The 22,731-nt window shown below is 49.0% G+C and carries 22 protein-coding genes; 6 read left to right on the top strand and 16 right to left on the bottom strand.

Features of this window, described 5'->3' with window-relative positions; translation table 11 throughout:
• Positions 1–142: 142 nt before the first annotated feature.
• Genes B9D94_RS11075 through B9D94_RS11060 form a run of 4 tightly spaced genes read right to left on the bottom strand, consistent with a single transcriptional unit; the run spans position 143 to position 4,291 of the window.
• Complete coding sequence (locus tag B9D94_RS11075) at positions 143–1,246, bottom strand: Gfo/Idh/MocA family protein (protein WP_148247012.1); 1,104 nt, start codon at positions 1,244–1,246, stop codon at positions 143–145.
• A 22-nt stretch (positions 1,247–1,268) separates the two neighbouring features.
• Complete coding sequence (locus B9D94_RS11070) at positions 1,269–2,000, bottom strand: ThuA domain-containing protein (RefSeq protein ID WP_148247011.1); 732 nt, start codon at positions 1,998–2,000, stop codon at positions 1,269–1,271.
• A 49-nt stretch (positions 2,001–2,049) separates the two neighbouring features.
• Positions 2,050–3,210 carry a Gfo/Idh/MocA family protein gene (locus B9D94_RS11065; RefSeq protein ID WP_006211068.1) on the bottom strand — a complete coding sequence of 387 codons (1,161 nt, stop codon included), beginning with the start codon at positions 3,208–3,210 and terminating at the stop codon, positions 2,050–2,052.
• Between the two features lie 28 nt (positions 3,211–3,238).
• Positions 3,239–4,291: a LacI family DNA-binding transcriptional regulator gene (locus B9D94_RS11060; protein WP_172963935.1), complete on the bottom strand. Its 1,053-nt coding sequence runs from the start codon at positions 4,289–4,291 to the stop codon at positions 3,239–3,241.
• 210 nt (positions 4,292–4,501) lie between these two features.
• Between B9D94_RS11060 and B9D94_RS11055 the strand changes: the two genes are divergently transcribed.
• The 3 genes from B9D94_RS11055 to B9D94_RS11045 all read left to right on the top strand — a co-directional run bounded on the left by B9D94_RS11055 (position 4,502) and on the right by B9D94_RS11045 (position 7,138).
• Positions 4,502–5,248 (top strand): sulfite exporter TauE/SafE family protein, encoded by a 747-nt coding sequence (locus tag B9D94_RS11055; RefSeq protein ID WP_006211070.1) that lies wholly within the window; start codon positions 4,502–4,504, stop codon positions 5,246–5,248.
• A gap of 104 nt (positions 5,249–5,352) precedes the next feature.
• Positions 5,353–5,559, top strand: coding sequence for a hypothetical protein (locus tag B9D94_RS31425; protein WP_253806130.1), 207 nt, complete (start codon positions 5,353–5,355; stop codon positions 5,557–5,559).
• A gap of 325 nt (positions 5,560–5,884) precedes the next feature.
• Positions 5,885–7,138: an MFS transporter gene (locus tag B9D94_RS11045; RefSeq protein WP_148247010.1), complete on the top strand. Its 1,254-nt coding sequence runs from the start codon at positions 5,885–5,887 to the stop codon at positions 7,136–7,138.
• Positions 7,139–7,207: 69 nt separating this feature from the next.
• On the opposite strand, the gene B9D94_RS11040 is transcribed toward B9D94_RS11045, so the two are convergent.
• On the bottom strand, positions 7,208–8,971 hold the full coding sequence (locus B9D94_RS11040; RefSeq protein WP_148247009.1) for a glycoside hydrolase family 35 protein: 1,764 nt from the start codon (positions 8,969–8,971) through the stop codon (positions 7,208–7,210).
• A 201-nt stretch (positions 8,972–9,172) separates the two neighbouring features.
• Here B9D94_RS11040 and B9D94_RS11035 point away from each other — a divergent pair, with 201 nt between their 5' ends.
• The 3 genes from B9D94_RS11035 to B9D94_RS11025 all read left to right on the top strand — a co-directional run bounded on the left by B9D94_RS11035 (position 9,173) and on the right by B9D94_RS11025 (position 12,064).
• Positions 9,173–10,087, top strand: a complete 915-nt coding sequence (locus B9D94_RS11035) for an AraC family transcriptional regulator (protein ID WP_036642353.1) — start codon at positions 9,173–9,175, stop codon at positions 10,085–10,087.
• A 135-nt stretch (positions 10,088–10,222) separates the two neighbouring features.
• A complete protein-coding gene (locus B9D94_RS11030) occupies positions 10,223–10,615 on the top strand; it encodes a DoxX family protein (RefSeq protein ID WP_036642350.1) in 393 nt (130 codons plus the stop codon).
• A 588-nt stretch (positions 10,616–11,203) separates the two neighbouring features.
• Positions 11,204–12,064 (top strand): hypothetical protein, encoded by an 861-nt coding sequence (locus tag B9D94_RS11025; protein WP_148247008.1) that lies wholly within the window; start codon positions 11,204–11,206, stop codon positions 12,062–12,064.
• A gap of 136 nt (positions 12,065–12,200) precedes the next feature.
• On the opposite strand, the gene B9D94_RS11020 is transcribed toward B9D94_RS11025, so the two are convergent.
• The 11 genes from B9D94_RS11020 to B9D94_RS10970 all read right to left on the bottom strand — a co-directional run bounded on the left by B9D94_RS11020 (position 12,201) and on the right by B9D94_RS10970 (position 22,633).
• Positions 12,201–13,211, bottom strand: a complete 1,011-nt coding sequence (locus B9D94_RS11020; RefSeq protein ID WP_148247007.1) for a PHP domain-containing protein — start codon at positions 13,209–13,211, stop codon at positions 12,201–12,203.
• Between the two features lie 19 nt (positions 13,212–13,230).
• Positions 13,231–14,052 (bottom strand): alkaline phosphatase family protein, encoded by an 822-nt coding sequence (locus B9D94_RS11015; protein ID WP_006211077.1) that lies wholly within the window; start codon positions 14,050–14,052, stop codon positions 13,231–13,233.
• 2 nt (positions 14,053–14,054) lie between these two features.
• Positions 14,055–14,852 (bottom strand): DeoR/GlpR family DNA-binding transcription regulator, encoded by a 798-nt coding sequence (locus B9D94_RS11010; RefSeq protein ID WP_006211078.1) that lies wholly within the window; start codon positions 14,850–14,852, stop codon positions 14,055–14,057.
• A 5-nt stretch (positions 14,853–14,857) separates the two neighbouring features.
• The gene (locus B9D94_RS11005; RefSeq protein WP_148247006.1) at positions 14,858–15,901 is read right to left on the bottom strand and encodes an ABC transporter ATP-binding protein; all 1,044 of its coding nucleotides are present in this window, start codon (positions 15,899–15,901) and stop codon (positions 14,858–14,860) included.
• Positions 15,898–16,707, bottom strand: a complete 810-nt coding sequence (locus tag B9D94_RS11000) for an ABC transporter permease (protein ID WP_036642335.1) — start codon at positions 16,705–16,707, stop codon at positions 15,898–15,900. Before B9D94_RS11000 ends, B9D94_RS11005 begins: the two co-directional genes overlap by 4 nt.
• The gene (locus B9D94_RS10995; protein WP_148247005.1) at positions 16,707–17,627 is read right to left on the bottom strand and encodes an ABC transporter permease; all 921 of its coding nucleotides are present in this window, start codon (positions 17,625–17,627) and stop codon (positions 16,707–16,709) included. Before B9D94_RS10995 ends, B9D94_RS11000 begins: the two co-directional genes overlap by 1 nt.
• 75 nt (positions 17,628–17,702) lie before the next feature.
• Complete coding sequence (locus B9D94_RS10990; protein ID WP_148247004.1) at positions 17,703–18,827, bottom strand: ABC transporter substrate-binding protein; 1,125 nt, start codon at positions 18,825–18,827, stop codon at positions 17,703–17,705.
• Between the two features lie 374 nt (positions 18,828–19,201).
• Positions 19,202–20,023, bottom strand: coding sequence for a PhnE/PtxC family ABC transporter permease (locus tag B9D94_RS10985; protein WP_228030028.1), 822 nt, complete (start codon positions 20,021–20,023; stop codon positions 19,202–19,204).
• On the bottom strand, positions 20,023–20,808 hold the full coding sequence (locus B9D94_RS10980; protein ID WP_076150610.1) for a PhnE/PtxC family ABC transporter permease: 786 nt from the start codon (positions 20,806–20,808) through the stop codon (positions 20,023–20,025). Before B9D94_RS10980 ends, B9D94_RS10985 begins: the two co-directional genes overlap by 1 nt.
• Entirely contained in the window at positions 20,798–21,586 is a 789-nt protein-coding gene (gene phnC / locus B9D94_RS10975; RefSeq protein ID WP_006211085.1) for a phosphonate ABC transporter ATP-binding protein, read from the bottom strand. The genes B9D94_RS10980 and phnC overlap by 11 nt, the downstream gene beginning before the upstream one ends.
• 21 nt (positions 21,587–21,607) lie before the next feature.
• On the bottom strand, positions 21,608–22,633 hold the full coding sequence (locus B9D94_RS10970) for a phosphate/phosphite/phosphonate ABC transporter substrate-binding protein (RefSeq protein WP_006211086.1): 1,026 nt from the start codon (positions 22,631–22,633) through the stop codon (positions 21,608–21,610).
• Between the last annotated feature and the right edge of the window lie 98 nt (positions 22,634–22,731).

Here is a 22,731-nt window from a genome sequence, read left to right as displayed (position 1 = left end):
GCTCTTTATACTTAACAACGGATCAAGCATGTCCCGGTCCACGCATCGTTTTGAATAGGCAGCCGTCCGGACGATAAAGCGGCTTGCCCCGGAGGTCTTATGACCTTTCGGAGCAAGCCGCTTTTTGAATGTCACTCTATTCTCAATCCAGTATGTACTTCTGCAAATCCAGCGGCAGCGGTGCCGGGACGTCGCAGGAGCTGGCCATCTCATACCGTTTGCCTTCATCGGATGCATCATGGAATCCCCACATGGCTTCAAGCACATGATAGGCCAACTCTCCGCTGGCACGATGAGGTCTTCCGCTCCGAATGGCATAAGCCATATCGGCCGGACCGATGCCTCTCGTATTCTCGTGATATCCAGGAAGCAGCGGTTCTTCCGTCCAATCGCTTTCACCGGTCAATCGATATTTCACGGATCCGCCAAACCCGTTCGGATCCGGCACCAGGATCGTGCCCTCCGTACCGTAAATCTCAATATTCGGAAGCGTGCTGCCGCCAAATGCATCGAAACTCGTAATCAGCGTGCCAATGGCGCCGTTATGAAACTCCATGAGTCCAGCCACGTGGGTAGGAACATCCACCGGAATCTTCTGTCCGTGCTTCTTCTCGCTCGTAATGGTCCGCTCTGTAAGCGCCGCTCCGGTCATGCCGCTAATGCTGAGGATAGGTCCCAGCAGTTGGACCAACGCTGTCAGGTAGTAGGGTCCCATATCAAACATCGGACCGCCACCGGCAGCGTAGTAAAATTCAGGATCGGGATGCCAGTGCTCATGCCCGCGGCTCATCATGAACGCGGTCGCTGCAATCGGGGTGCCAATCCGGCCGTCCTGAATCAGCTTCAAAGCCGTCTGGATGCCGGATCCAAGAAATGTCTCGGGTGCGCATCCTACCCGGAGCCCCTTGGCCTCGGCAAGGTCCAGAACCGCCTTGCCCTCTTCACGGGTAACACCCAGCGGCTTCTCAACGTACACATGCTTGCCGGCTTGAAGCGCATCCAGCATAATCTTCGCATGGAGTGCAGGAATCGTCAGGTTTATCACCAGCTCAATCTCCGGATCGGCAAGCAATTCTTCGGTGGTGTACACATTCGGGATGTTGTACTTGGCTGCCTGCTCCTCGGCACGGGCACGATCGATATCCGCGCAAGCTGTCAGCTCCAGAATGTCAAACTTATGGCAATTTTCCATATAAATGCCGCTGATTTTTCCGCAGCCAATAATGCCAACCTTTACTTTCTTCATGATCCAAGTCTCCTCCTGCCGCTTATTGGCTGTCTCCCATGCCTGTGTATCCTTGACCTTCCGTAAACAAACTCATATCCGAGCCAGAGTACAACGATTTGCCCTCTGCAGCCCACAGCAAACCTCTGCGCATCATTTCCTTCACCTGAGGCATGTCGACGATATCCGCATGATGACCGAGCGAATTATAATATACGCGTCCGTATCCCCAGCGTTTGGTCCACGCCACCGGCATGTCAACCGCTTTGTTCAGGAGATGCGGTCCTGCCGCAACCGGAAAACGGGTGGTTGCCAGTACCTCGACTGCCGGGTCCACATGCAGATAATACTGCTCGGACGCCACGGTGAAATCCTCCATCCCTTCCACCAGCGGACTGGAGCTGGATTTAATCTCTACCCGGTAGTTCACACCATCATTTCCCGGATGCGCAACCCAATTGCCCCCGGTCATGAACTGCCAATCCACGTTGCTGCGGAATGAATCGCACATTCCCCCATGACAGCCCGCCAAACCGGTTCCCTGCTGCACGGCAAGCGATACGTTCTCCACCTGCTCCTTCGATATTTCGCCCATCGTCCATACCGGCACGATCAGATCCAGTGCCTGCAGCTTATTTGCATCATTCAATGCATCAAGCGTATCCGATACCTCAACCTCATATTGTTCCTGACGCAGCAATTCAGCGAAAATACCGGCCACCTGCTCGGGTTCATGTCCGTCCCAGCCGCCCCATACGATTAAAGCCTTTTTCATGCGTAGCACTCCCTTTTATGTGTCCGACCAGGTCGGTCGAATGAGTTAATTACATTTCTGATAGTTGAACCCAGCGACGCTCCTCAATGGATTTATCCACGGCTTCCAGCACGGCCTGACACTTCACCCCGTCGTAGAAACTCGGCACGGGCTGTCTGCCTTCCGATATGGCGCTGGACAGCTCCAGAATTTCATGCGTAAACGTGTGCTCGAAACCAATCGTATGTCCGGGCGGCCACCACGCTTCCATATAATCATGTACAGGATCGGTTGCCAGCACGCGGCGGAAGCCCTGCACATCCTCATCGTCAGAGGTGAAATAAACCTCCAGCTCATTCATCCGTTCAAAATCAAATTTGACGCTGCCAAGGCTGCCATTGATCTCAAAAGAATTGGTGCTCCGGTGTCCTGCCGCAAAGCGCGTCGCCTCAAAGCTGCCCAGTGCCCCGTTCTCAAAGCGGGTCATGAACAGCGTCGCATCGTCCACCGTCACCTTTCCTTTGGGTCCTCCATCACTTCCTTTTGCACTTAGCCCTGTCATTTCACTGGCAATCGGACGCTCCTTGATAAAGGTCTCGCTCATCCCGATCACTTCCTGCATATCGCCAACCAGATAATGTGCAAGGTCGATCAGGTGGGCGCCGAGATCCCCGTGTGAACCCGATCCGGCGACTTCCTTCTGCAGCCGCCATACAAGCGGAAACTGCGGATCCATAATCCAATCCTGAAGAAACCAAGCGCGGAAATGATAGATCTGGCCCAATCTCCCGCTGTCCACCAGCTTCTTGGCCAGCCTTACCGCCGGCGAGAACCTGTAGTTAAACCCGACCATGTGGGTCACGCCTGCATCTTCCGCTGCCTGCAGCATCTCTCTGGCATCCGCCAGCGTCAACGCAAGCGGCTTCTCGCAGAATATATGCTTGCCTGCCTTGGCGGCAGCAATGGCAATCTCCTTATGAGCATCGCTTGGAGCATTGATATCGATCAGATCAATATCATCCCGGTTCACAAGCTCCTTCCAATCGGTAACGCTTTCACGCCAGCCCAGCTGATCCGCCGCTTCTTGCACTGCCGATACATTGCGCCCGCAAATCGCTACCATCTCTGGCTTCAACGCCTCCGGGAAGAACATCGGGAGGCTCCGGTATGCATTACTGTGGGCTTTGCCCATAAATTTATATCCGATCATGCCGACACGTAATTGTTTCATCTTTCATTCCTCCTTGAATAAGGGTTCATTAATTTCGATGAAGCGAAGATGCACGAATGACAAGACGGGTGGACAGCTGACGATGAAGTACCGTGTTCATCTCGCTCTCACCCTCGGACTCGGAGGCGTCCAGCCTATGAAGAACATGTTCCGCTGCAAGACATCCCAGTTCGTAGAAGGGAACTCTGACGCTGGTAAGCGGCGGGGTACAGAGTTCCGCAGCTTCCGAGTCATCGTAACCGACAAAGGCAGGCATTCGTTCTTCAGAAATTCCGAGCGCGCGCAAGCCCTGCTGAAGACCAATCGCCATTCGATCATTGGCTGCAAAAACCGCCTCGATTCGGTCCAGCTGCCTTGCAATCAGCTCAGCTGCGGTATAACCGCTCTTGCGGCTGAAATTGCCTTCGAACAGCAGCGACTCATCCAGCGCGATCCCCGCTTCATTCAGCGCTTGAGCATACCCCTTCAACCGGTCGCGACTGTTGGAATACTGGGACGGTCCGTTGAGAAACGCAATCTTCCGAAATCCCTGCTCGGTCAAGTGGCGAACGGCTTGATAGCTGCCATCCACATGATCGGCATCCATGACATGAAATGCCTCGCCTTCAAAGTATTGATTAATCAGGCAATACGGATGATTTCCCTCGCTCAGCTGTTGAATGGCTTGCCGCTCTCCCCCATCATCCCTGGCACCAAGAATGATGCAGGCATCCACCTTCTGGGTGCGGAACAGATTCATGTAATCCATCGAACCGCCCGGCTCACGGAACAGCATCAACAGATCATATTTGCTCTCCAGCGCCTTGCTGCCAATACCGCTTAATATTTCGGAGAAATAATAAGCGGAGAATATGCGGGCTTTCGGCAAATAGGGCATCACAACCCCAAGGTTGCCGCTCCGGCGGCGGGCAAAACTTCTGGCAAGCGCACTCGGGATATAACCGAGCCGATCCGCAGCTTCCAGCACACGCAGCCGGGTCTCCTCCTTGATCGGTCCGACTCCGTTCAGAACCCGGGATACCGTGGCTTCCGACACGCCCGCAAGCTGTGCTACCTCTTTACGACTAGCAATAATAATCATGCCTCCCGCAATTTATGTACGCGCGTACATTTTCTCATGGAGCTGCACGGTTGTCAACTGCTTCACGACAATTCGTCCATGGTCTAGCGGTTTCCTTCAGGACAATCCCTCTGCCGCTCAGACGAGCCTCATCAAACACCTCGAATCATTCACAATTTGATGTATAATAGGAAAATTGATATTAAACTTACAACGAAAGAAGAGACACATATGAGTATTTTCATCACGATGTTATTCCTGGGAGGTCTTCTCGGATTTGTAGGTGCTGGTGGATCCGGATTCATCATTGCACTTCTGGTCACTGTATTTCATATTCCTGTACATACGGCGCTGGGCACATCCATTGCCGCCATGGTATTCACCATGATATCGGGTTCTGTCAGCCATCTAAGAGAGAAAAATGCGATACTATCAACAGGACTTGCCGTCGGATTGTTCGGCGCCATGGGTGCTTATGCAGGCAGCTTTGCCGCTCGCCTGATTCCGGAGGACCGGCTTGTCTTATGTACAGCCATCATGCTGTTTCTATCCGGCCTGCTGATTATGCTGCGGACGCGCATGCAGTTTACGCCGAAGCCCATGCTGACCTCCATTCGCTCCTCGAGATTTTGGATGATGGCACTGATCTCCGGTTTGATAACTGGAGGCATGTCGGGTGTGTTCGGTATCGGTTCAACTCCGTTCATCCAGCTTGCGCTTATGGTTCTGTTCAATATGCCAATAACGCTGGCTGTAGGTACAACCATGATGGTTATTATGCCGATTGCGCTCTTCGGGGGCATCGGTTATTTTCAAGCAGGGTACATAGATTGGCAGCTGTTGCTGCAAGTGGTTGCAGGTACGATGATCGGATCGTACATCGGAGCAAAGTATACAAGCAAGGCACCCAGAACGCTGCTGCGATTCTCCATGATTCTCATGCCGATACTGGGAGGGATCATCATGCTGCTTCGCTAATCGTCCAGGCTCCCTGAATCAAGATTGTTCTTGCGCCCCTTTAACAGATATGCAATAATCTTCAGCAGAAATTTATTAAATCAGTTTAAAAAGTCAGGAGAGGCGTGATCATTACGCGAGAAAAAGCTTTGTCGACGCCGCAATCCATGAGACACACTGTTCGGCGCGCACTGCGCTCCTCGCTGCTGGAACTGGGCAGTGGAACCAAGGCAGAGCTTAGCGACAAACTCGGCATCAGTTTCCCGACGGTTGGCAAAGTGCTGGAACAGATGAAGCAAGAAGGGGGAAGTCACCCTGCTTGGACTGGATGAATCGAGTGGCGGCAGGCGTGCGAATCGTTATGCTTTTAATCCGGATTACATGCTGGGTCTCGCTGTTTATTACGAGAAGGAGCAGAGCGTATATACCCTTTTCAACTGGAACGGCGACCTTATAGAGCGGTGATCTCCTCCCCTCCACCCTGATCTCGATTAAAGAACGGGCTTCCACTTACGTACCGGAACCGCATTTGCCTGAGATGCAACTTCGCGACTGGGAACAAGACTATATAGCCGGCTTACAGCGGCTTGCTCTGGATATGATGATATCTGATACTCGTGCAGTGTAAAATTCAACGATGATGATTGGGGAATAACCGTGAATACTGACCTTCAAACGAAAGCAAAACCGAAATTCAGCAAGGATTACACCCTCCATTTGGCAACCATATTTCTCGGCTTTATCATTTTCGGGATATCGGAAAATATTAAAGGACCCGCCATACCCAGAATTCAATTCGATTTTCGTCTGGACGAAATGCAGATCGGCACATTGCTGTCGCTGAATGCACTCGGATATTTGATCGCTTGCTCCTTCACTGCCCTGTTAACCCGCAAGATCGGGATCAAATGGGTCAGCATGGCTGCCTTTGGATCAATGGCGATTTCCGGCGTGTTTATTTTTCTGTCACACAGCTACCCGATGTTTACCGCATCCTACTTCTTAATGTACATAGGAAACGGCATGCTCGAGATTGGACTTGCGATCTTGGCAGCCCGGATTTTTGTGCGAAATACCGGTACGATGATGAACCTGTCCCATTTCTTCTACGGGATTAGTTCAACGGTGGCACCGATGATTGCATCCGGCTTAATGACCGTAACCGTATGGAATCACACGCTGGACTGGCGGGGAATGTACCTGGCTATGCTTATGTTATCCGTACTGCCGATGATCCCGGCATTGATGAGCAAATTTCCCGGGGATGACCTGTCCGAGACGGAACGCGTTCCACTGAAACAATTGGTCAGAGATCCTGCCCTGTGGCTTGTTGTCATGATCCTTTCCTTCGGTGTTGTCTCGGAGATGGCCGTCGGGGGGTGGCTCGTCAACTTTCTTGAAAAATCGTACAATTGGGAGCCAACCGCAGCGGCTTCAATGTTATCCGCGTTCTTTCTCTGTTTCTCGGCTGCGCGTCTGCTGCTGGGCCCGATCACGGACCGGATTGGTTTCACTCTATCGATTATCATTCTGTCTGCTCTGACCGGAGTATGTACCTTTATCGCGATCTTTGGTGGGGAATCCTACGCCTTCCTCTTCGCGGCAGCCGGTATCGGAATCGCTCCGATTTATCCGACAGTTATGGCTTTGATTGCCAAAAGATATCCAAGAGAAAGCGATACCGCCATCACGTTTATCGTCACCATGATGGGGATTGGCAGCGTCATTGGCAATTACGCAATCGGTGCCATTACGAACGGGTTCAAACAGATGTATGGCAGCGAAACGGAGCTGGGTCTGCTGAGAGGACTCCAAGCCGGCTATGGCTTCATCGGATTATGCGCGGTGCTGTGCTCACTGTTCGGTATCGTCTTGTATCGCTATTTAAGGGTTCGCAAGCAATTGATCTAATTACGCAGCTTTAGAAGACAAAAGGGAGCCAGCCCGAAAATCGATTCGGGCGGCTCCCTTTTCCTTTTCTCAGCCCAGATCGGGCTTATCAACAAGATGGACGCTCGCATCGCCGGAATGATGCAGTTCAAATACCGTGATTGCATTGCGACCCTGCTTCAGCAGCGGTCCAGGCACATAAAGTGTTGCCTGCGGCCCTTCCTTCCAATAGCGTCCCAGATTGAAGCCATTGATCCATACTACGCCTTTTCCCCATCCATCCAGACGGATGAACGTATCGCCGATTTCATCCACTGTGAATTCGCCGGTATAGAAGGTAGGCCGATCCTGCTGATCCAATGCACCTTCCAGCGCTTGGAGCGATGCCGTATTCGGATTCTCTAACGGCAGCGGATAGATGCTCCAGTCGAACAGGAACTGGTTGTTCATTCGAACTCCCTCCGTGATGCCCTTATAGTCCTTCAGTTTCGGACCATAGTTAACCCGCCCCATATTCTCGACAACAATCTCCAGCTTCGCCCCGGCTGCCGGAATATCGAGCTGCAAGGCTTGAGGATTCCAGCGCTCAACGGTACCCTGATAAATACCATTCAAGAATACCTGAGCCCGGTCATGCACCTCTTGCAGATGCAAGAATTCACCCTGACGTGGACCCGAAACCACCGTTGAATACACAATGAACCCATAACTTTGACCCAACAACTCCATAGGAACAGGCGTTGTGCGTTTCACCTGCTCCGACAGTACCGGCAACTGCTCCAGTAAGTCGGCAGAATGCGTCATGCGAACAGAGCCATAACTTTTCTTCACCGAAGGCTGAGGCAGATTGGGCAGATCCGCAATCTCAAGCCCCTGATGCTTAACAATCGCACTGCGAACGGCCTCATATTTAGCGGTTGCATCCCCGCATTCCGAGAGAGGAGCATCATAATCATAGCTGGTGACTGTCGGTTCATACTTTTCTTGATCATTCGCTCCGTTGTAGAATCCGAAATTCGTTCCGCCATGAAACATGTAAAAATTCACGGATGCATTCAGGCGAAGCATCTCCTCGAATACCTGGGCAACCTCCTCGGAGCTCCGTGTATGATGCGGTTTCAGCCAATGATCAAACCATCCGTTCCAGTATTCCATGCACATAAGAGGATCTTCTGTCCGGTACTCTCGCAGTTTAGCGAAGGCTTCCCCGGGTCTGGATCCGAAATTGACGGTTGCAAGCACGTCCGGTACGGTTCCCCCCTGCAGCATGCCATCCGTTGGACCATCTGAAGTGAACAGCAATACATCCACGCCACGCGCGGACAAGCCGTCTTTTAAATATTCCAGATAGGCCGTATCATTTCCATAACTGCCGTACTCATTCTCAATCTGAATCGCAATCACCGGACCTCCCTTGGAGGTCAGCAGCGGAACTATTCGTGGAATCAGTTCATCGTAATAGTGGTCAACCTTCTCCAAATAGACGGGGTCCATACATCGCAGATGAATATCCGGATACTGCAGCAGCCAGGCAGGAAGCCCGCCGAATTCCCATTCTGCACATATATAAGGACTTGGCCGCAGGATCACGTGCAGCCCCAGATGACCGGCTTTTTGGACAAATCCTTCCAAGTCAGCTATGCCATCAAACGTAAATTGCCCTTCCTTGGGCTCATGCAAATTCCACGGAATATAGGTCTCCACGGTGTTGAACCCACACGCTTTAAGCTTCATCAACCGGTCTTCCCAATATTCCGGAACGATACGAAAATAGTGAACAGCACCTGACAGAATCTGAATCGGTTCATCCCCTAACACGAACTGTTGATTTATCGCTTTCAATTGAGGCTGCATCTTATATTCCCTCCATGATTCATATCATTTCAATTTCACCACACACTGATATCATCTATCAAAAGCGCTTTCTGCTCAATCTCCAAATGGATCATTCTCTATACCTTTTGTGTCAAATTCTCACGATGTCATGAACTTAATATGATAAAATAGAGGGCATACATATTAGAGTGAAAGATGCTAAAAAAGGAGCACGCTGCTATGGATATTACATTCCGCTTTCCCAATATCATTCACACGCTTCAGGTAACCGGATGCCATTTTGATATCCAGCCACCTGGCTGGAGTTATCCGAGGCATCATCATCACCTATTCGAGCTGCTGTACTGTCTGGAAGGCGAGGTCTTGCAGGAAATTCACCGGGAATCCATTACGCTTCGGCAAGGGGAATGGCTTCTGATCAAATCCGGGGTACCCCATCAAACCTCTAATCTATCCAATAAGCAGTATGGATACTTCAATGTTCATTTTGATCTCGATGATACGGAAATTCGGAGCTCATTATCCGCTGCCCCTTACCGCCATATTCGCCAGCATGAAAGCGAGCGCAGCAAACTGAACGCATACGTCCATGAGCTGGAGGAGATCGTTCGGCGCAGTCAGCCGCCAGCTCATTCGCTTCATCCGGAGAACCCGAAAGCCGAATACAATCTCACCTTTGAAGACAGGCTGCTGCTCCAATCCTATACCCTGCTTATCATTCATGATGTGCTCTCTCTCCTGAAGATGCAGGAAACACTCAAGCCACGACATTCCTTACCGGCGGCAGCGGGCGCTCACAAACCGTCTTCCTTGCTTGCAGCCGATGCGGCTCATGCCATTGAAGAGAAACTATCCTCGGGGCTCACCGAGGAGATATCTATCGCGGCGGTGTCCAAAGAGCTTAATTTAAGCCGCAGCCAATGCAGCAAATTGTTTCGCCAAGTCTATGGAATATCGCCAAGACAATATATCAGCCGTCAAAAGCTCAGCTTGGCCAAAGAGCTGCTTATCACGACCCATCTGCCGATGACCGCGATCGCCGACAAACTCGGGTTTCGCTCCGCCAGCCACTTTTCAAGGCAATTCCGCCGCTGGACCGGACAGTCGCCGACTGAATACCGGCCCAGACACTAAATTGTAAAATCCGATTATTTTTAGTTAGTTACTTGACATTCAATAGCATTATTGAGTATGATACAACTTGAGTTTCAACTATATAAAAGTTAGTTGATAACATTTCAAAACAAAGATAAGGAGTTGTTACATTTCATGCGTAGTTATTCTTCTACGGGCACATTCATTATTCGGGTTATACTGGGGGTCATCTTTTTGGCTCACGGTTTGGATAAGTTCCAGAGCGGCATCGGAAATATCGAAGGATTCTTCGCAAGTTTGGGTATCCCTGCATTTATGGCTACCGTTGTCGCCATTATCGAAATTGTTGGTGGCATTGCGCTGATTATCGGTTTGGGAACGAGAATTGCTTCCCTAGTTCTGGGTGTCGTACTAATCGTCGCTATTTTTCAGGCCAAGCTGGGCATGGGCTTCCTGGGTGGCTATGAACTGGATATAGCGCTGCTCGCAATGGCTGTCCATCTTGCCCTTAGCGGCAGCAGCCTGCTCTCAGTTGATTCATTGTTTAGCAAGAAGAACAAAGCCTAAAGTAAACGCAAAGATTTGCCGGTGATCCGAAGCGACGACCTCATGAAAGAAAAACGTCTATCGACGTACTCTCAAAGAAGACAGACCGCATTTAGCGGTAGTTTTTCTTGTGATATCATGCAGCAGATCCTCCGAAGTTTATACTTTCTGATATCTAAGAAAGAGCCGTACCTGACGATCAGTCTTCCATGACCCTGATCCAGATCCGCTTGCTGAAAATCTACTGTAGCCTTCCAATTTTTCACCTTGTCGGCCCCCGTGCATTCTAATGAGTCTCTATCGCTTCACTTGCGTTAGCTTGCCCCTCCTTCACTGACAATGCGACAAGCGATAGTCCAGTGAACAGGTAGCACCCCTCTGGTATATAATTTTATTTAGGTTAATTTAAAAGGATGCTTTGTTATGTCTAGTCCAAAATTGACCGGTTCACATTCTACATTAATTTTCTATAAAGGGGTGACATTTAAAAATGATTGTAAATGTTAATGTTTTAACTTTAATGATATTATAGCGGCATTACTGAGCGCGCAAGACGGAGATGTATTCAATTTTTTTATATAAAACGACATCAATTTCAGCAGCGTTGTTATGATACAACAAAATATCACAATTAACCTGATAAATAGCAGCGGCAATAATAGTGTTACACTTGCGATTACAAATGGAGGAAGTTTTCGTCACTTTTCAACGTTAACAAACGGCAGTTTAACCGGAGTGTCGATGACCATAGGTGTTGGTATCATCCTTGATGGCGGAGGAACAGGCGGCGGCATTTTTATTTTCGGCTCCGGTTGTTCCCTAACGCTTGACGGCTGCATAATTACCAATTGCAGGAACAGTGGCAACGGTGGCGGCCTCCTGGTTCAGGGCAATATCAGTAGAAGCAGTCTGATCATGAACGCCGCGCTCATAGAAAACTGCCAAGCCGGTAGTGGTGGTGGCGTGTTTGCCGCGGGCTGTGACATCGAGATGAACGGTGGGGAAATAACAGGCAACCGTGCGAACAACAGCGGTGGCGGTATTACCACAATAGCGGGAGGGACCAGGCTCGGTTGCACCCTTACCATTAACGGAGGGAAAATCATCGCTAATTCTACCGTGTTGGCTTTCGGTGACGCAGGAGGTACAAACGCGTTTGACACCATCGTTACAATTCAAAACAGTGAAATAAGCAACAATACGGCGGACAACAATGGCGGCGGCATAATTGCTAATAACATCGCATTCATGGACGGCGGCGCTATCATCGCCAATGGCTCGCTCGTTTCGATTGCCGGCGCTGAAATCATAAATAATACCGCGGCTGGGGACGGCGGAAGTATATTTATTGATATGCTCGCCAATTTAACGGTATTTGCCTCCGTTATATTCAGTGGAAACACCGCGCAGAGATTATTGTCTTTTCTAAATGTTTTTAACAATTACGACATTGGTGTCGGGATGAAGTAAAACAGCGGCGGTACCTCCGAAAGCAGCGTCATTAACGCGTATTCGAATGGTACCGCGACTGGAACCCCTCTCTATCTCCTACTAGTTATTTATGCAGTTTGCTTGACGGGGTGCAGTTCAACTTACAGCCCCCCTGCTAGTATATGACTCCATTTATCGGCACCAACATCCGCTTCCCGTCTTTGAATGCCACAAGCTCCTTATAACCCATACGTTCAGCATCCGCTTTGGCCTGATCCAACAGCATCCCGATATCATCCGGAAAATGCGCGTCCGAGGACAAAGTAAGCGGAACCTTATATTCAGCGAGCACGGAGAGAAATAACGGACTCGGGCAGCTCTCCCCGATCGGATAACGGTAAGCAAGTCCCGTATTGATCTCGGTAATGACCCCGCTCTGTACCATTTCCTTCGCCAGCATTCGGTAATAAGGAAGCAACTCCTTCTCGTCAACTGGCCGGAATCCGAATACCTTGAGGTTGTCCGGATGGGCGATAATATGAAACAGCCCCGACACGCAGGCCTGCCTTAACAGCTCGTAATAGTGCTTATAGGTCTGAACCGGATCTCTCCCCTCAAATTTGCTCTTGGTCTCAGGATTGTCAAATCCCCATCCATCCAAAAAATGAACGGACCCAATGACGTAATCCCACTCGGACCCTGCGAGAATTTCCCTCAGCTCCTGTTCTCCACCTGGAAAAAAATCGGCTTCGATTCCCAGGGCAAGATCCGGTCTGGAGGCCTTTGCCTCTGTTACGAAGCGGACAAAATCGGAAAGCGAAGCCACGCATACCTGATCCAGCCACGCTTGCTGCATTCTCCCGACAGGGGTATCGTCCAGCAGCATATGCCTCTCATAATACGGCCGACATTCCCGAAAACGGTATAAATGATCTACCACGCCAAACTGTCCGATCCCTCTTTTGCGCCCTGTATTCAAATAGCGGTCCAGCCATTCCTCACTATAGCAGCCCTGCTGTATTCTGCGTGACAGGAGCTTTGCCATTTCCTCCCCATACTGCAGTGTATGATGGCCTAATGATGCCTCCCGTTCAGGCTCTGAAGAGGCAAGCGCCTGCAAAGTACGGGATAACCAGCGCAGCGAATAAGGGCCTTCCTCCAGATGAAAATGCATATCTACCTTCATAAGTCATATCCCCCTTGATCTAATCCCACGCCAGCATCGCTTCCGAAGGTTTGATTCCTAAATAATGGCACATCAACGGTGCCAAATGCAGCTGCGATATTGCCCCTGTCTGATCCGGCATCAAGGAAGGTGAAGGCAACTCGCCAAACACATAGAGCGGAACATTCCGTTCTTCAGGCTCGGTTCCTCCATGATGACCCATCGCATTCATCCCGTGATCGGACGTGACCACCACATGATATCCCTGTAATCTCCACGCAGGAACCAAGGTCGCCAATATGCCGTCTACAACACGTACAGAACCGGCATATTCCTTGCTTTCACCCCCATGCTTATGGCCCATGTCGTCGATATTCATAGAATGAATATATAAAAAATGCGGATCGTACGTCGATCTCAAATGCTCGGCATCTATAAACAGATGGCTGTCAGGATAGTAATCCTCGAAATAGAACAGCCCATACTGGATCAGCCTGCTGACATCATGCTGATGGCGGTCTGCGACAGGGTTAAATGGAGCGCTGTTATAAAGCTCGCTTACCCAATGATACGCGGCCGCAGCAGTCCTTAGTCCGGCCTCGCGTGCGAGATGGAACACACTCTGTTCATGACTCAACCTCGCAATATGGTTCGCCGTGATCCCGTTTCTCGCCACGTGCGTGCCGGTCAGCAGCACTTCGTACAGCGGACGCGAGAGACTCGGCAGCTGGGATTGTACCCGGTAGCAGTTCGCCTCGCCCTGCTCAACAAGATGCTCCATATATCCCAAATACTTGCGGGCGGCATCGTATCTTAATCCATCCAGTACAACTACGATAAGCTTGGCTTCTCCTTGCAACATCCTTAATCCCCTCTTTTCGTGGCTTCAATCCAATGGATACGGTGGCTTCTAAGCCCTTGCAACCATTCCTTAGGCGGAGCAGTATCGCTAACAATGGTATGAACCCTGTGCATCGGCACAATTTCGATGAATCCTTCTTTATCCAGCTTGGAGCCGTCGGCCAATACGATGGTCTGGGAAGCTGCATCTATCATCCTGCGCGACATCCCGGTCTCGTTCGGATCATAGTCGCTGATGCCCCGTTCCAAGGACATGCCTCCAACAGAGATAAACGCCTTATCTACACGGAATTGGGAGAGGACGTGCTCTCCAAGCGTACCGGACATGGATTGCTGCTCCGGATTCAATTCACCTCCGACTACAAAAATCTTCCCTGAGAATCTCCCGCTGTTCAAAGATTCCATTAAATGATAAGCGACGGCAAGCGAATTGGTCAGAATCGTCAGACGCTCTCGTCCATGTATCGCCTTAGCCAGCTCAAGCGTCGTCGTCCCTACGTCGACCGCAATGGTATCACCGGATTCAATTAATTCCGCAGCCATGCGACCAATCCGCTCCTTCTCTTCCGCATTCACCATTTGGCGTTGTAAATAGGGAGGCTCGAAGCTGGTCATTTTCGTCAAAACCGCTCCCCCGTATACCCGCTTGGCTAAGCCTTCCTTTTCCAGCAGCACAAGGTCACGCCGAACCGTCTCCTCTGAAACCGTAAAATAGGCCGACAAATCAGGAACCTTTACCTGACCCTGCTGCTTCAATTGCTCGATAATCACTCTCTTACGTTGTTCAGATGAAATGGACAATTATTTTATACTCCTTCCTTCTCTAGCTGCAACAGTTGAGAACGATCCAAGGCAAGATTCACAAGGCTCTGCTCTCGAATTCTCAAGGATCGGCCATCATTAAGCGCATCTACGATTAACCTTACGCCGGCGGCATCAATGGTATAACGAATAATATTGCCCAGAATGGATATCGAATGGACAGTACCCTCAACGATTTGCTTATCTTCACGCGATGCTTCACTCAATGTGTCCGCACCCACCAATAGTAACGCCTCAGGCCGAATGGCGAAGCTATCCCCATCACCATTCGCCTTACCGAATAATTGCAGTACCTCGGGACGAGTCAACACGTTATAGCTTCCCATGAACTGCGCGACAAACTCTGTGCGTGGAGTTGTATACAGTTCTTCCGGAGTACCCTGTTGAACGATGCTTCCCTTATTCATCAGGCATACCCGATCGGATAAAGTTAACGCCTCCTCCTGATCATGAGTCACGAAGATCGTTGTTATATTGAATTTCTTCTGAATCTCACGAATTTCCGACCGCAGGTTTTTTCGGATTTTCGCATCCAGAGCACTAAGGGGCTCATCCAACAGGAGAACCTTAGGCTTAACTGCAAGTGAACGGGCAAGCGCGACGCGCTGCTGTTGACCTCCCGACAGCTGCTGGGGATAAGCATCCCGTTTTTCTCCAAGATCAATAAGCTCCAACAATTCAGCAGATCTTTTTCGTCTGGCTTCCTTGGAAGCTCCTCTCATTTTCATCCCGTACTCTATATTTTCGCTGACCGACAAATTCGGAAACAGAGCATAGGATTGGAATACCATGCCGATCTCACGGCTCCGGGGCGGCAGGTTCACGATGTCCTTACTATCAAGGAAAATATGTCCGCCATCGAGGTCCGTCAGGCCGGCAATGCAGCGCAGCAGCGTACTTTTTCCACAGCCGGATGGACCGAGCAGCGTAACGAGTTCTCCCTCACGAATATCCAAATTCACATTATTAAGCACCGGAGTATCCCCGAATTGTTTGCGGATGCTTTCAAGCCTCAAATATGGTTTCATCCTGATATCCCCTTGTTCACTTTTTTGCCCAGCTTCATTAGGATCATAGACAGCACCAGAATAAACAAAAAGTAGGAAATCGCAATGGCACTGGCCAAATGCCCGTTTTCGTTGACCCTTTGATACAGATAAACCTGGATGGTCTGAATATGCCCGCCAACCAACATGTTCGTTAGAACGAATTCACCAAATAATACGGAGAACGATAACAATGTAGAAGTAACGATCCCTGGCCAAATATTGGGCATAATTACGGTTATGAAAGCTTTCAATCGACTGGCGCCTAGCATCTCAGCCGAGTTAACCAGTTCAACCGCAGACACAGTTAATAGACTGTTACGAATCCCTTGATACATGTAAGGCAAAATAATAATGAAATACGCACCGATCAAAATATACGCTGTGCCTGCAATAGGGATCGGCCCCGAGGAATAGGCCCGAATCAACCCTACCGCTGCAACGACGCCGGGCACGGCATAAGGTAGGACAACAACTCCCTTCATGAACGACTCCAGCTTGGGCAGATAAACGGTAATAATAAACACGGCTGGCAGCATAACGGCGAGGCTCAGCGCCACACTAATGATGCAGAGATATAGCGAGGTCCATAGGGCTTCCATAAACCTAACATCCTGAAGCATCTCCTTGAACCAGGACAGCGTCCAGCTCTCCGGCAGGATCGTTGCCTGCCATTCCTTCGCGAACGCATAAATCAACGTAGCAAGCAAGGGAAGCAGCAAATAAACCATCAAGAGGAGCATTAGTGATCGATGGCCCCAGCTTGCCTTCTTTCTATGGGTTTCCATTACAGTTCCTCCTTCACTGCCGAGGACTTAAGCTTGGGAAATATCCGCAGGCTCCTGGTGTTCTTTGTTGTAAATCCGGATTGAAGCATCTTTGAACGCTGTGTCATTTTATGATTAAGATACACTGCCAGCAGCGTCGATAAAGCCAGTATAACCGCGAGTGCATTGCCGAGCTGCGGCTCATTGACCACATCCCCCGCGACCAATGATCCTATCCGAACTGCAAGTAAATTGTAATTGCCTCCAACCAAGGCATAGGCTGTTGCGTATGCCCCCATCCCGTTAGCGAACAAAATTCCCAACGTACCGAAAACAGCAGGCGTCAAAATAGGCAGCCCGATCGTTCTCCAAAACTGCCATTTGCTTGCGCCTAACAGGGAAGCCGCTTCCTTCCACTGTTCCCGGATCCCGTAAAAGGAAGGGTACAGCAGCAATAAAGCAAGAGGTATCTGAAAGTACACATAAACCAGAACAAGTCCTGTCCAGCTATATAAATTGAAATCGGCGAACACGCTCCAGCCCCACTGCTTAAAGAGCAACGTAAACACCCCATTGCTGCCAAGCAGAATAATATAAGCGAACGCAAGCGGAACACCAGCAAAATTCGATGTCATATTAGACAGCATCAACAACCGATCCCGCATCTTTGGCGAGAATCGCGTAATCGAATAAGCGCAAATCAGTCCGGCTGCAATGCCAATCACGCTAGAAAAAATGGAAATCAGCAAACTGTTCTTAATCGCTTTCAAATAAAATTCGCTATGGATAATCCTCGAATAATAATCAAGCGTAAAGCCCGAACCGTTCCCTTGACTAATGCTTCCCGTCACCATCGACAGGATTGGAGCTAACTGAAACAGGACGATCATCACTACAAAAGGGACTAGCCCCAGTAAAAACCATCGATTCCTACGACTCATGCCCTCACTCTCCTTCTTATAAAAAGGGGCGTCGTTCGTCTGAAGACGAAGACGCTCCACCTTTAGGCCTGCTCATTAGTTCATATGAACAAGCACGCGTTCCTGCCAAAGCTGCGGAAGAGTCTTCGCGGTTTCTTCCCATACCTTGTAATCGTTAACCGGCTTCACGTTGGTATAAGCTTCCGCAGGCAAAAGCTTGGCGGCTACCTCTTCAGGAAGCTGTACGCTGTCACGGATCGGTCTCGCATAACCTTTAGCCAGGTTAATCTGGCCTTCGTCGCTCAAAATATGTTCACGGGCAAGCTTGGCGGCATTCGGGTGGGGAGCATATTTGTTGATAATCGTTGCATAACCGCTGACAACACTGCCCTCTTTAGGAATAGCTACGCTGAATTTATCCGCACCCAATTGATCCCTATAGTTGAGAGCGTTAAAGTCCCATAACAGCGTGACTTGAACCTCGCCCTTCTCAATGTTGGCCAGTGAAGCTTCTGCATTGGACAGACGACCCTTCTTCGCAAGCTCTTCGAAGTAAGCTATTCCCGGCTCGATGTTCGATTCATCGCCGCCATAAGCCATTGCTGCCGCCAATACGGCCATTTGCGCTTGTGCTGCCTTCGTTACATCGCCAACAATAATTTTATAGTCGCCGTTCTTGAGATCCTCCCAGCTTTGCGGTGCCGATTGAACAAGCTGTGTGTTCGTAAAGATCGAGATAGAGCCCTGGTAGCCAACGATCCAGTGGCCTTCATTATCCTTAGCCCAGTCCGGAATTTCATCCCAATAGGAGGTTTTATAGGCCTGCGTAACCCCCTTATCAACCGCAACCGGTCCGAAGGCAATACCTACGTCACCGATGTCGGCAGTAGGCTTGTCCTTCTCCGCCTCAAATTTCGCGATTTCCTCTGCACTCGACATGTCCGTATCTGTGTGTGTAAGAGAATATTTGCTCTTCAGATCCTCCCATGTATCCTTCCAGTTCGCCCAAGAATCCGGCATGCCGACGCTTACAACAGAGCCTTCTTCCTTCGCCTTGGCTTCCAGATCGGCTACTGAAATTTCTTCCGCAGCAGGATTAGCGCTCGTATCTCCGCTTGTAGTTGCTTCTTTGCTGTCTGAACCTCCACAAGCAGCCAGCATCAAAACAAATAAGCTTAGAACAAGACCCAATGCTAACTCTTTCTTCAACCAATATTTCATGTTTTTTCGCACTCCCTGTGAATTAATGTGGGTTTATCATATATTTACGTTGTTTTTAACCCTCTTAAAGTATAGAAATTGACCGTTTCCGCGGGATTAACTAAAGTGATTACATTTATTAATTGCCGGTAAAAGAAGCAGGTTTTGTATTAGAAGCATAAAAGGAGTGTTAAAAGAGAAGGCGCCAGGAGTTGAAACCGCAACATTAAACTTAGTCACTTAAGTCAAAATGGCATAAAACAACAATGTTGTGATGACCTCGGTAATAAGAAGTTTTTTTCACTCATTCAAAAAAAAGAAACCCTGAAGGGCATGAAGCCAGTCAGGGTCTTACGGTATTAGGGCTTGTCTCTCTGGATTCCTTTTGATCAATTTTACGCATTAAGCCGAAGCTTGCGCTTCAAACGGGTTGCGAATACTTCCAATAATATTGCAAATAACAGCATAAAATAAGTAATAATACCGACTTCTCTCAGATCGTAATAGAATACGCTCGCCATAAACATATCATATCCGATTCCGCCTGCACCCGCTGCAGCACCCATCGCAACCGCTACGGTAAAATTAATTTCAAATCTTAAAAACGTCCAAGAAAGCAGGTAAGTCATCGATGAAGGGAGCACTGCCTGAAATACGATCTGCCACCAAGTGGCTCCGCTCGCCTTCAATGCTTCGATCACTCCGTCATCCATCTCCTCGAACGATTCGGAGTAAGCTTTGACCAAATATCCGATAGAATGGAAGCTCATACCGATAACTGCTGCTACGCTCCCGAGTCCGGCGGCTACGGCAAAAATCAATACCCATAGCACCGTCGGAACCGCTCGGATGACGGCAATAATACCTCTAATGATATTAGAAGTTGTTTTTGACGCCAAATTCCGGGCGGCAACCAGGGCCAGAAAAAGTGAAATCGCGGCTCCTAACATTGTTGTCAGGATGGCCAGCCCAATCGTTATGAATAGCTTGGAAATTAATTCAACAAAAGTAAAGTGACTAAAATGCGGCTCCAAAAACATCGTTAGAAACGTCTGCCCTGTCAAGACAATGCCATCAAACACATGTATTCCTTTATAATCAAAAGTAAAAAAGCCCAGTAGGGTCACCAACACCAATACAAGCAGCGTCATTCGGATAACCAGCGTTGCCTTGTTGAATGATTTCACCTTGATTTTCGTTTCGGATCGGGTAATCATTACAGGATCACCCTCCTGACGTAATTTGATAACCATTCTATCAAAAGTATCGCGATGACAATGACAACTACGACGAGACTGGCCGCATGGTAATTCAAACTTTTGTAGTACAAATCAAATGCGAAGCCTATGCCCGTTCCGGTGAGGATGCCTACAAGCGTAGCCTGACGTATGTTGGTTTCAATCGCAAACAACACCCAACCAATCATCTGAGGCATGGTAGATGGAACGACCGATTTAAATACGATTGAGAAATATCCTGCACCAGTAGCTTTAAGGGCCTCAACTGGACCGCCGCTTACTTCATCAATGGTTTCCATAAAGGCCCGGGTCAAAAAGCCAAATGATCCGAAAAACAACGCGAAATATCCAGTCATCACATTCTGTCCGAAAGAGAAAAGCAGAATCATTGCCCACGCTGAAAAATCAATGTTACGGAAAACGATTGCAATCCCTCTGCTAATCACTCCGAGAAACACATTGAATCGGGTCGTGTGAGCGCCGAAGATAGCGAACAGGAAAGCAAAAGCTCCTCCTGTCACAGTTGCGGCGACGGATACGAGCAGCGTCTCCCTTATTTTCTGCAAAATGTCAGGGAGCTTCTCGAATGATTCTACATTCGGGTAGAAATTCGTAAAGCCCCAGACAATCGCCTTCGGAATAGAGGTGAAACCCTTAACCGGATCATATTCTGTAATGACGCCAGCCACGAAAGCAATAATAATCAAGAGTCCGAAGTATGCAAGAAAATTCATCCTTTTTCTTAGAAAAAAGTTACCCAGCATTTTCACCTCCGAGGTCAAACAGAAGATCTCCCGTTTCGGAGCCGTAGATATTGTGGATCATATCTGAAGTCATTTCTCTCGGCACTCCGTCATAGATGATTCTTCCCTTGTTTACCCCGATGATTCGATCGGAATATTTTAATGCAACATCCACCTGGTGAAGATTCACGAGTACGGTAATCCCCAGTGTAGTCGATATTGTTTTAAGATAATCCATAATGGTTTTGGACGCGTTCGGGTCCAAAGAAGCAATTGGTTCATCGCAAAGCAAGAGCTTAGGCTCTTGCACCAGTGCCCGGGCAATACCTACGCGCTGCTTCTGACCGCCGCTTAGCTGATCGGCTCTCTTGTAGATTTGGTCCTGCAATCCGAGCATGGCCAATATTTCTACAGCTTTCTTCTTTTCCTCTTCGTTGTACAAACCCAGCATACCGGCCAGTGTCGACTTATAGCCAAGCCTGCCGTGCAGCACATTCTCGATAACGCTGAGTCTGTTTACCAAATTATAATGCTGAAAGATCATGCCGATCGTTCTTCTGACTTGCTTCAACTGCTTTTTACCCAACTTTGTAACGTTCACATTCTGGAACACAACTTCTCCGCTGCTTACCTCTATCATCCGATTGATGCATCGAAGGAGAGTGGATTTCCCCGCTCCCGATGGTCCGATGATGGAAACAAATTCGCCTTCTTGAATGCTGAAGCTGACGTCGGACAAAGCTGTGCTCCCATTGCCATATTTCTTCGATACCCGTCGCACTTCCAATAATGCTTTCATTTGTTTTCCCCTTTGATGCGATTAGTTGGACAATTCTCTGATCGGGTTAAACCATGCGTCATCAACCGGAAGCAGTTTCTCGTCTCCGGATTTCGCGAAAATGCCTGAAAACCCGGAATCCTTCGGAACGAATACTTTCGGATTATTTGTAACTTCGTCAGAAGTCAAAGCCGCGAGCAGTTTGTCCACCGTAGCTTGATCCACGTTGTCTGTATTCACTACGAATGGAGAGTTCAACACCGGAGTAACCGAAATCAGTTCAAACTCTTCTCCCTTGAATGCATTGAACGGTTCTTCAGCATCGTCCTTCACTTTGTAAACGGCTCCCGCTCTGTTCTCCTCGCCGTCTACCCGTTCAACATAGTTATTTACGCATGAATCGCAAAACGCCGCTACATCTGCTTTGCCGTTCAGCAAGTTAACTGCGGAACCTTGATGGGAGTTGCCGTAAAGCACTTCACTGAAAAATTTTCCATTGCCGCCTTCCAGCAGGTCATCGGCTTTCAGTTCTTTATACGGATCCATTTTGCTGAAGTACCCTACGATACCGGACGATGGTACTTTAAAGCCGGAAGTGGAGCTTGTGGACACGAAGGACATTTTCTTGCCGGCAATCGGATCGATTTTAAATCCGTCACCATCCTTGTATTCGTCTTCGTTGCCTTTCTTAACAGCCAGCCAGCTGTAGTAAACAGCATCGTCCAATGTTCCTGATGATCCGCTCGGTACGACAAGCGGCAAAACTTTTTCGTTTTTATCGTGAGCTTCGATATAACCTTGAGGACCAAAGAACGCGAGATCGGCGTTGCCGTTTGCAATCGCTTCAATCGTAATAATATAATCGGTTGTCGTCTGATGCTTTACTTGCTTGCCGGTCGCTTCTTCGATCACCTTACCGATTTCATCGCGAGCTTCTCCAAGATCGGCGCCGGATTCATTCGGTAGCCATGCAATGGTAAGCGTGTCGCTGCCAGCCGAATTGGACGAACAACCAGCAAAAATCGTTACTATAACTAAAGCCAGGATAATAGACAACAATTTTTTCACAATAGTCACCTCTTCTAATTTAAACTGATTAAGTTAGCCTAATTAGCAATGCCTCGCAATTAATACAATATAGATTACATGTTATATAGGAATTAACT

Source organism: Paenibacillus sp. Cedars, assembly GCF_003184205.1.
GTDB classification, from domain to species: domain Bacteria; phylum Bacillota; class Bacilli; order Paenibacillales; family Paenibacillaceae; genus Paenibacillus_AQ; species Paenibacillus_AQ glucanolyticus.
The sequence above is the reverse complement of the archived record's forward strand: the minus strand, read 5'-3'. Positions and strand labels throughout refer to the sequence as shown.